Genomic DNA, 9,356 nt, shown 5'->3' on the forward strand with positions numbered 1-9,356 from the left:
CGAGCGTTGACGTCCTATAGGACGTCAACGCTCGGACGTTACGGGTTTTAGTTTGTGGTTCGGGGGAATCGGATCGGTCGCCGGCGGTTACGTCAGCGCGGGCTCCTTGGTCTTTTGGTCGAAGGCGTCGCCTTCTTCGACGTCCAGCTGGGTCGGGCCCTTGTTGCTGAATGCCCAGATGTAGACGGCCAGGGAGATTGCGATGCACGCCGTCACGTACGTGAAGAAGACGCCGTCGGCGCCCGCGGTGTGCAGCGCCTTGCCGATGAACGGGGCGGTGCCGCCGAACAAGGCGTTCGCGATGCCGTAGCCCAGGCCGACGCCCAGCGCGCGGATCGAGCGCGGGAAGAGCTCCGACTTCACCAGGGCGTTGATCGAGGTGTAGCCGAGCACGATGAGCAGCGCGCCCATCATCAGCAAGAACGACAGCAGCGGGCTCGCGGTGTGGCTGAGCGCGTTCATGATCGGCCAGGTGAAGAGCACCCCGCCGATCCCGAACCAGAGCAGCAGCGGCTTGCGCCCGATCCGGTCCGAGATCATCCCGTACACCGGCTGCAGCACCATGAAGATGAGCAGGGCGAAGAAGTTGACGGTCGTGACCGTCGACTTCTCCTTCAGGGTGCCGAGCATCAGGATCTGCATGTAGGTCGTGAACGTGTAGAACGCGACGGTGCCGCCCATGGTCAGGCCGATGACGGTGAGGAACGCCTTCCAGTGCTGACGCAGCAGGCGGAAGGTCCCGGGCGCGGCCTCCCCACGGACCGCGTTCTTCGCGGCGTCCAGCTGTTCCTGCGGGACGGACTCGGTCATCCCGCGGCGCATCCACATCACCGTGACGGCAGCGAGGGCGCCGATCACGAACGGGATGCGCCAGCCCCAGTCGTGCAGGTCCTCGTCGCTGAGCGTCGACTGAAGGATGATCTGCACGATCAACGCGAGGACCTGGCCGCTGACCAGCGTCACGTACTGGAAGCTGGAGTAGAAGCCGCGCCGTTTCCGGGTGGCCATCTCCGACATGTAGGTCGCGCTGGTGCCGTACTCGCCGCCGACCGAGAAGCCCTGCACCAGCCGCGCGACGAACAGCAGGATCGTGGCGCCGACGCCGAGCGTGTCGACGCCGGGCGTGACGGCGATCAGCAGCGAGCCGCCCGCCATCATCAGCACGCTCACCGTCAGCGCGGCACGCCGACCCTTCCGGTCCGCATACCGGCCGAAGAACCAGCTCCCGACCGGGCGCATGACGAAACCTGCGGCGAAGATGCCGAGCACGCCGAGCAGGTCCGTGTCCTCCTTGCCGCTCGCAAAGAAGGCGTGCGCGAAGTAGGTGCCGAAGATCGTGAAGCTGTAGAAGTCGTACCACTCGACGAGGTTTCCCATCGAGCCGCGCAGGATGTTCCCCGCCACGGACTTTTCCTTGGTCGCTTCGCGTTCGGTGTCATGCGGCATCGTCACGATCGTCCTTTCGCTGCGCCCGGGCGCGGCGTCATTGCCGCACGGCGAGGTGAGCGGCACGTCGCCGTCGGGCACGGGAACTGGTTGGGGGCCCGGGTCGCGGCGGAGCCTACGCCGGTCACGGCGCCGGACTACAGGGACGAACGGCAGCTCACGGGCGCCGGGCGAGACCTTCGCTCAGGGCGCTGATCAGCGCGGCGGCATTCGCAGGGGTCAGTCGAGAGCTCGCAACGCAATGGCCGGCGCGCCAGGTGCTCACGACGAACACGTCGTCGCCGGAGTGCCAGGTGACCTGGAGGGCCCGATGCTCGCCGCGGACGTCGGGCAGCACGGTGGATCCCGACAGCGGCAGCGCGATGAGCTCACCCATGGGAAAGACGATGCTCCCGGCGTGCGCAATTGTCCATAGGTCTGTTGGCCATGCTTCGGCGATCCACCCGAAAGGGCGGCCGCCGGGTCGGCACCGGGGTCTGTCACGCAATCCTGTCTGAACCCAGATCCGAACCAGGTCCGTTCGCCCGCCTCCCCGAGCTCGACGTCGGGTCGGTGCTTTCAAATCCCATGAGGGTGCGGGCTCAGTGCATCGCTGTGTGCAGCCAGAGTGCAGTGAATGAGGCATTGTGGTGCACTTTCGCTGCACTGAGGCCTGCACTGAGGCCTGCACTGAGGTCGAGCTCGCCGGGCGGCCGGCGAGTACGTTTCATCCATGGTGCAGGCGCCCGCGAACCTCGTGTTCATTCATGGCATGTACATGACCGGTTCGAGCTGGAATGCCTGGGCCGAGCGCGCGGCCGCCCGCGGATACCTCACCCACACCCCGTCGTGGCCCTTCCATCGGGGCGAACCGGCCGACCTGCGCGCGAACATCGACCCTGGCCTCGGCGCGTTGACGTTCGCGGACGTGACCGGGGCGCTGAAGGGCTTCCTCGACGGGTTCCCGGAACGTCCGATCCTCATCGGGCACTCGATCGGCGGCCTCCTCGTCCAGAAGCTGGTCAACGACGGGTACGCGGCGGCCGGCGTCGCGATCAGCTCCGCGCCGCCACGCGGGATCGTCTTCTTCGATCCGCACTTCTTCCGAGCCAACTTCCCGCACGTGAATCCGTTGGCCGGAAACCGGCCCGTCGTGATGACCCCCGAGCGGTTCCACTACACGTTCGCCAACACCATGAGCGTGCCGGACAGCAACGCCGCCTTCGAGCAGCTCGTCGTGCCGGAGAGCCGGAACGTGCCGCGGAGCACCTTGACGCGTCAGGCGCGGATCGACTTCGGGGCCCCGCACGTGCCGCTGCTGTTCCTGGCCGGCGATCGTGACCATCTGACGCCCGCGTCGATGATCCGCAAGAACGTCGACGCGTACCGCGCCCCCGGGAGCGTCCTCGACTACCGCGCGTTCCCGAACCGGTCCCATCTCGTGTGCAACCAGGACGGCTGGGAGGAGGTCGCCGACCACGCCCTGGACTGGGTCCGCGCTCGGGTGCACGGTGCCTGAGTGGCGGCCGGACGGGTCGCGGGCGTCACGAGAGGGTCACGATTCCGCCAACCGGCAGCCGGTGGGCGTGCCCGCCCGTACGGTCGCGGCATGAGACGCGTTGTCGGCCCAGTGGTCCTGCTCCTCGCCGTCGGCCTGCTCGCGGGCTGCAGCGCCCGATCCAGCTCGACCCAGGACTCCGCCGGCGGCTCGGCCGCGCAGGCGCCGGCGGGCAGCGGCGCGCAGAAGGCGCCCGACGGCGCGGCGGCCGCGGTGGTCGACCGGCAGGTCGTCACGACGGGCACGGTCCGGATCGTCGTCGCGAAGCCGGCGGAGGCCGCCGAGCGAGCCGTCACGGTGGTCGAGGCCGCCGGTGGCCGGGTCGACGAACGAATCGAGAAGGCAGCCTCGGACGAGCGTCAGGCGAGCGCGCAGCTCGTGGTCCGGATCCCCGCGGCGCACCTGACCGGGACCCTGGACAAGCTCAAGGGCCTCGGCAAGGTCGACGAGGTCCAGCTGACGGCGACCGACGTGACCGCGCAGGGGCAGGACCTGGACGCGCGCATCGACGCGCTCAAGGCGTCGGTCGCCCGGCTCGAGACGTTGATGGGCACCGCCGCCTCGAGCCGCGACCTGCTGGCCATCGAGTCGGAGCTCTCGACCAGGCAGGCGGACCTGGAGGCGTTGCAGGCCAAGCGCACCGGGCTCGCGGGTCAGGTCGCCCTGGCCACGATCACGCTCGACCTGGTGCCCAGGGCGGCGGTGACGAAGGCCGGCGGGCCGAACGGGTTCTGGCCCGGGGTCATGGCGGGCTGGAAGGTCCTGCTCGTCACGCTGCGCGGGCTGGTGATCGCGGTCGGCGTGCTGCTGCCGTGGGCCGCGTTCCTCGGGCTGGTGACCGCCGCCGTCGTGTGGCTGGTCCGGCTCGTTCGGCGCCGGCGCCCGGTGCGCGGCCCTTTGCAGGCTGCTCCGCCGGGCACGCTGCCACCCGCGGCCCCGCCGGTCGCGCCGCCCGTCGTCCAGGGGTAGCCCGCCGGCCGCCACGTCACGGGGGCGGGCTACCGAACCTCGGTGCTACCAGCCCTCGGCCGCCCGATGCCGGGCCAGCGACGCCTCGACCTGGTCGGGGGTCACGAACTCGCAGGAACCGTCGTGGCTGTGCCGCTTGGTGCACATCCGACCGGTCGGCAGATGCACCTGCGCGCAGGCGCCGGTGCTGCGTCGGACCTCATCGACCGATGCGTTGTGCGCCCCTTGGCGACCGACCGTCATCGACGGACTCGCGCTGAACTCTGGTGTCCGGTCGATTCCCATTGGGCGGCCCCCGCCTTACTGGTTTTGGGTGCGAGTGCGTCCCTTTCCTGGAACTGCTTTCGAGCGTACGCGAGAGGTGTTCAGGGCGTCTGGCGAATGCCGACCGACGGCGTCACAGTTTCGGCGAGGCGGTACGGTCGAGCCTGCGATAACGATGTCGGACGGCGATGGTGGCGATGACCCGAGGAGCAGGCGTGGCAGCGGAGATCCGATCGGCGGTGAGCGGCTCATGAAGGTGGCCCGGTTGCACGGCGTGGGCGACGTGCGAGTCGCCGAGGAGGACCGGCCCGTCGCCGGACCGGGCGAGAGCCTGGTCCGCGTCACGGCGGTCGGCCTGTGCGGCTCCGACCTGCACTGGTTCTCCGACGGCGGCATCGGGGACGCTCAGCTCACGCGACCCCTCGTCCTCGGGCACGAGTTCGCCGGCGTCATCGAGGGTGGGCCGGCGTCAGGACGCCGGGTCGCCGTCGACCCGGCGATCCCGTGCGGGGAGTGCGAGCAGTGCCTGGAGGGCAACCGCAACCTGTGCCCGACCGTCCGGTTCGCCGGGCACGGTGCGAACGACGGCGGGCTGCGGGAGTTCGTCACCTGGCCGACGGCGTACCTGCACCGGGTGCCCGACGCCCTGAGCAACGCCGACGCGGCGATGCTGGAGCCGCTCGGGGTGGCGCTGCACGCCCACGACCTGGGCAAACCCAGGGCAGGTGCCGTGGTGGCCGTGATCGGTTGCGGGCCGATCGGGCTGTGCCTGATCCAGCTGGCGCGGGCCGCCGGTGCCAGCCGGGTGATCGCCGTCGAGCCCCTCGCGCACCGGCGCGCGGCCGCCGCGGCGCTGGGTGCGCACGCGGTCCTCGACGCGTCGTCTGCCGCGATCCACGCCGCGCTCGCGGACGCGACCGGCGGCCGGCGCGTCGACGTCGCGTTCGAGGTGGCCGGCAACGACGCGTCCGTGGGGCTTGCGGTCGAGGCCGTGCGGCCCGGTGGCCGGGTCGTCCTGGCCGGGATCCCGGACCACGACAGCACCTCGTTCCCGGCCTCGGTGGCCCGCCGCAAGGGGCTGACCATCAAGCTCTCGCGGCGGATGAAGGAGATGTACCCGCGCACGATCCGGCTGACGGAGTCCGGGATCATCGACGTCACCTCGGTCGTCTCGCAGACCTTCCCGATCGAGAAGGCGGGCGAGGCGTTCCGTGCCGCGAGCGACCGTCTCGGCCTGAAGATCATCGTCTCGCCCAGCGCGTGAGCAGCGCCCCCACATCGCGCCGCGGGGCCGGCTGGTCATCGCGGTCGACTGCTCCACGACGGCGTCGAAGGCGGTGATCCACGACGACGCCGGCCGGGTGGTCGCCCAGGCGGCCCGCCCGCTCGAGACCCGCCAGCCCCGCGCGGCCTGGCACGAGCAGGACGCCGAGCAGTGGTGGGTCGCCACCCGGGACGCGATCGCCGCCGCCGTCGGGACGCTGGCCGACCCCGGCGCGGTCCGGGCGCTGTGCGTCACGCACCAGCGGGAGTCCTTCGTGTGTCTCGACGCCGACGGGCGACCGCTCCGGTCGGCGATCCTGTGGCTTGACGGCCGCGCCCACCAGGAGATCGCCGCGCTCGGTTCGAGGCGCGTGCATGAGGTGTCCGGCAAGCCACCGGACACGACCCCGGCGATCTACAAGCTCGCGTGGCTGGCTCGGCACGAGCCCGACGTCCTGCGGGACGCGGTGCACGTCGGTGACGTCCAGGCGTACCTGGCCCGGCGGCTGACGGGTCGGTGGGCGACCTGCCATGCCTCGGCGGACACCCTCGGGCTCTTCGACCTTCAGCACCTGGACTGGTCCGCCGAGCTGCTCGAGCTCGCCGGGGTTCGCGTCGAGCAGCTCCCCGAGCTGGTGGCCGCGGGCGACGAGATCGGCAGGGTCTCGCCGGCCGTCGCGCGCTCGCTCGGCCTGCCGGGACCGATCCCGCTGGTGGCCGGGATCGGCGACGGGCAGGCCGCCGGCCTCGGGCTCGGCGCGACGGTTCCCGGCGTCGCCTACCTGAACCTCGGGACGTCCATGGTGCTCGGGGTCCAGTCGGGCGAGTACCGGTGGGACCCGGCGTTCCGGACCCTCGTCGGGATCCGGCCCGGGACCTACACCCTGGAGACGGTGCTCAACGCGGCCGCGTACGTCGCCACCTGGTGCCGGGAGCAGTTCGGAGCACGCGGGGCCGACGGCGTCGCGGGCGCCGAGCTGGAGGCGGCCGCGGCCGTGCTGCCCATCGGCGCGGAGGGCCTCCTCACCCTGCCGTACTGGAACGCCGCGCAGACCCCGCACTGGGACCCGTTGGCGCGCGGCGCGGTCCTCGGCTGGCACGGTCGCCACACGACCGCCCACTTCTACCGCTCGATCCTCGAGGGGGTCGGCTTCGAGCTCCGGTTGCACCTCGAGCGGCTCGAGGAGGTGACCGGCCGACCGATCGAGTCGATCCGGGTCGGGGGCGGCGGCGCCCGCAGCGCGCTCTGGATGCGGATCATCACCGACATCACCCAGCGCCCGGTGCTGGTGTGCGCCGAGTCCGAGATCAGCGCCGCGTCCTGGAGCCCGGCTTTCGGAAGGATGTGCGCGTGAGGCGCACCAAAGGTTCCGAAAACTGGGTCGGGGACGGCCGCGAGGTCGCGCCGGACCCGGGGTCGGCGGCCGGGTACGACGCGTTGTTCGGGGTCTACCGGAGGATGTACCCGGCGTTGCGGGGGCTGTTCCCGGATCTCGCGGCAGCCGCTGAGGTCGTCGCGACCCGATAGTCGGTGGTGCAGCGCCGAGCCGGGAGACGTTGTCGTCGATGTCGAATCGCGCGACGACACCTCCCAGTTCGGCGACTCGACCGGGCGGTGGAGTGGTCAGGGACCGCGCGAGCTCACCTGCGGAAGGCTCCTGATTCGCGGCCTCCGGGCGCCGAACTGTCGACGCCGATTCGGAAGGTGGCACGCAAAAGGTCCTTGGTCCGCGAGCTGGGTCCCACGAGCAGCTCGAACTCGCCGGGTTCCACTATTCGGCGGCCGTCGGCTGTCACCAAGGTGCAGGACGCGGCGGGCAGCTCGAGGTCCACCGTCGCGGACTCGCCAGGGGCGAGAAGGACCTGCTGGTAGGACTTGAGTTCCTTCTCCGCCCAGGTCACGCTCGTGACCAGGTCGTTGATGTACACCTGAATGGTCTCGAGCGCGGGGCGGTCGCCGGTGTTGGTGAGCGTCACCTCGGCGCGGATGGTCGCATCCGGGTTCAGCTCTGGGGTGTTCACGACGAGATCGGCATACGTCACGGTGGAGTAGCTGAGCCCTTCACCGAAGACGAACTGCGGGTCCTGGGTGAGGTCGGCGTAGCGGTCGCCGCGTTGGCCGCGCAGGACGTTGTAGTACACGGGTTGCTGGCCGACGTGCCGGGCGAAGGACACCGGTAGCCGCCCGGTCGGTTCGATCTGGCCCAGGATCAGCTCGGCGATGGCCCGTCCGCCGCGCATGCCGGGGTTGAACGCCTGGATGAGCGCGGCGGCGTTGAGGGCCGACTGGGGTAGGACTGCCGGTTTGGAGTTGACCAGGACAACGATCATCGGCGTGCCGGTGGCGGCCAGCGCGTCGAGCAGGGCGACCTGGGTGCCGACGAGCTCCAGGGTCGCGGTGGAGGTCAGTTCGCCGGTCAGGGCGACGTTGTCGCCGACGACGGCGATCACGTAGTCCGCCGACTGCGCGGCGGCCACCGCCTCGGCGATCATCGCCGGGTCCGCAGAGGCGGGTTCGAGCACCGGCGAGCGGGGTTGACCGTCGGGAAACAGAGGGCCGTCCGGGTGCGGTTTGAGAACCCCGATCTCGCCACCAGGAGCGTGCGTGACCGTCCAGTCGGCCGGGGCGACGGCGCGAAAGCCGTCGAGCACGGTTTCGACGGTCTCGCGGGGATGGCCGTCGGGCATCCAGTCGGCCTGTCCGGAGGAGCCGGCCCAGTCACCCAGCTGAGCATCTGGATCGTCGGCGTTGGGCCCGACCACAGCCAGCGTGCGTGGTGCCGGCCCGCCGTCCAGCGGCAGCGTTCCATCGTTGTTCAGGAGCACCAATGACCGGCGGGCCATCTGCAGATTCAATGCAGCGTGTTCACCGCGGCCGATCACTTCTGCCTGTCGGGTCTGGTCGGGTGGCCGCGGGTTCTCGAAAAGCCCCAGCTCGAACTTGATGCGAAGGATGCGGCTCACCGCGGCGTCGATGTCGGCGCCGGAGATCAGGCCGCTGGCCAGCGCCGCCAGCGCGCCTTCGAAGAAGCCCGGCGTGGCCATCACGATGCCGTTGCCGGCGAGGAGAGCGACCGCGGCGGCCTCGGTGTCGTCGGCGCACACCTTCTGCTCCCGCACCAGGCGGCCGACGCAATCCCAATCGGTGACGAGCGTTCCGGTGAATCCCCACTCCTGTTTCAGGACGTCGTTGAGCAGCCATCGGTTGGCCGTGACGGGAACCCCGTCCATCGCCTGGTAGCCGAGCATGAACGTCCGGCAACCCTCCTTCGCGGCCCGCTCGAACGGCGGCAAGAACCATGACCGGAGCTTGCGCCGGCTGATATCGGCCTCGCTGGCGTCCCGGCCGCCCTGGGTTTCGGAATAGCCGGCGAAGTGCTTCGCGCACGCCAGGACCGCTGTCGGGTCGTCGAGGCCGGAACCTTGATAGCCACGGATCATCGCCGCACCGAACTCTGAGATCAGGAACGGGTCTTCGCCGAACGTCTCGCCGACGCGACCCCAGCGCAGGTCACGGGTAATGCACAAGACGGGTGAGAAGACCCAGTGGATTCCTGTTGCGGCCACCTCGACGGCGGTCACTCGCGCGCCCTGCTCGATCAGGTCGGCATCCCACGTTGCGGCCATGCCCAGCTGGGTCGGGAAGATGGTCGCACCTGGCCAGAAGGAGTGGCCATGGATGGCGTCGTCGGCCGTCAGCAGGGGGATACCGAGCCGGGTCTGCGCCGCCAACGCGATCGCGTCCATCAACCGCTCGGGGGAGGCATGCAGGATCGACCCGGCGTGCCTGGTCACGACGATGTCCTCGAGGTCGTCCTGGGCGTTCAGCTGCAGCAGCTGGCCCACCTTCTCCGCCGTGGTCATGCGGGCCAGCAGG

9 protein-coding genes are annotated in these 9,356 nt (G+C 70.4%); 5 read left to right on the forward strand and 4 right to left on the reverse strand.

Annotated features, from left to right (window positions below):
* Positions 1-87 precede the first annotated feature (87 nt).
* Complete coding sequence (locus VIM26_RS24570) at positions 88-1,446, reverse strand: MFS transporter (RefSeq protein ID WP_331955970.1); 1,359 nt, start codon at positions 1,444-1,446, stop codon at positions 88-90.
* A 157-nt stretch (positions 1,447-1,603) separates the two neighbouring features.
* Positions 1,604-1,822 carry a hypothetical protein gene (locus tag VIM26_RS24575; RefSeq protein WP_331955963.1) on the reverse strand — a complete coding sequence of 73 codons (219 nt, stop codon included), beginning with the start codon at positions 1,820-1,822 and terminating at the stop codon, positions 1,604-1,606.
* A 336-nt stretch (positions 1,823-2,158) separates the two neighbouring features.
* Here VIM26_RS24575 and VIM26_RS24580 point away from each other — a divergent pair, with 336 nt between their 5' ends.
* Both VIM26_RS24580 and VIM26_RS24585 read left to right on the forward strand, forming a co-directional pair.
* On the forward strand, positions 2,159-2,944 hold the full coding sequence (locus tag VIM26_RS24580) for an alpha/beta hydrolase (RefSeq protein ID WP_331955964.1): 786 nt from the start codon (positions 2,159-2,161) through the stop codon (positions 2,942-2,944).
* 90 nt (positions 2,945-3,034) lie between these two features.
* Positions 3,035-3,952 carry a DUF4349 domain-containing protein gene (locus tag VIM26_RS24585; protein WP_331955965.1) on the forward strand — a complete coding sequence of 306 codons (918 nt, stop codon included), beginning with the start codon at positions 3,035-3,037 and terminating at the stop codon, positions 3,950-3,952.
* A gap of 45 nt (positions 3,953-3,997) precedes the next feature.
* Here VIM26_RS24585 and VIM26_RS24590 read toward each other — a convergent pair whose 3' ends face one another.
* On the reverse strand, positions 3,998-4,195 hold the full coding sequence (locus VIM26_RS24590) for a hypothetical protein (RefSeq protein WP_331955966.1): 198 nt from the start codon (positions 4,193-4,195) through the stop codon (positions 3,998-4,000).
* 271 nt (positions 4,196-4,466) lie between these two features.
* Here VIM26_RS24590 and VIM26_RS24595 point away from each other — a divergent pair, with 271 nt between their 5' ends.
* Genes VIM26_RS24595 through VIM26_RS24605 form a run of 3 tightly spaced genes read left to right on the forward strand, consistent with a single transcriptional unit; the run spans position 4,467 to position 7,007 of the window.
* Positions 4,467-5,480 (forward strand): zinc-dependent alcohol dehydrogenase, encoded by a 1,014-nt coding sequence (locus VIM26_RS24595; RefSeq protein ID WP_331955967.1) that lies wholly within the window; start codon positions 4,467-4,469, stop codon positions 5,478-5,480.
* A 37-nt stretch (positions 5,481-5,517) separates the two neighbouring features.
* Positions 5,518-6,834: a xylulokinase gene (locus tag VIM26_RS24600; protein WP_331955971.1), complete on the forward strand. Its 1,317-nt coding sequence runs from the start codon at positions 5,518-5,520 to the stop codon at positions 6,832-6,834.
* Positions 6,831-7,007 carry a hypothetical protein gene (locus VIM26_RS24605; protein WP_331955968.1) on the forward strand — a complete coding sequence of 59 codons (177 nt, stop codon included), beginning with the start codon at positions 6,831-6,833 and terminating at the stop codon, positions 7,005-7,007. The genes VIM26_RS24600 and VIM26_RS24605 overlap by 4 nt, the downstream gene beginning before the upstream one ends.
* Positions 7,008-7,120: 113 nt before the next feature.
* Here the strand turns inward: VIM26_RS24605 and VIM26_RS24610 are convergent, their stop codons facing one another.
* On the reverse strand, positions 7,121-9,355 hold the full coding sequence (locus VIM26_RS24610) for a glycoside hydrolase family 3 N-terminal domain-containing protein (RefSeq protein ID WP_331955969.1): 2,235 nt from the start codon (positions 9,353-9,355) through the stop codon (positions 7,121-7,123).
* Position 9,356 lies beyond the last annotated feature (1 nt).

The sequence above is a fragment of the Pengzhenrongella sp. genome, from assembly GCF_036565025.1.
Lineage (GTDB): Bacteria > Actinomycetota > Actinomycetes > Actinomycetales > Cellulomonadaceae > Pengzhenrongella.